Annotated in this window: 1 pseudogene; it reads left to right on the top strand. The window is 78.4% G+C overall.

What is annotated here, in order from left to right:
* A pseudogene (locus tag AX737_RS13860) lies at positions 1–227 on the top strand (nickel transporter); the annotation flags it as partial.

Here is a 227-nt window from a genome sequence, read left to right as displayed (position 1 = left end):
TCGCCGCCCCGCCGCCGCGCTCGCCCTTCGGCATCGGTTTCCGGGAAGTGGCCCCGGACGCGGCCGGCCTCGGCGGCTGGCTGCTGGCCGTCCAGTCGAGCTTCTCCCGCAGCCTGCAGGCGGCCCTGTCCGCCCTGAAGGCGGGGGGCGGCTGGGGCCCGCTCGTCGGCATCGGCTTCGCCTACGGCGTCTTCCACGCGGCCGGGCCCGGCCACGGCAAGGCGGTC

Source organism: Methylobacterium sp. CCH5-D2 (assembly GCF_001556475.1).
Classification (GTDB): Bacteria; Pseudomonadota; Alphaproteobacteria; order Rhizobiales; family Beijerinckiaceae; genus Methylobacterium; species Methylobacterium hispanicum.
The sequence above is the reverse complement of the archived record's forward strand: the minus strand, read 5'-3'. Positions and strand labels throughout refer to the sequence as shown.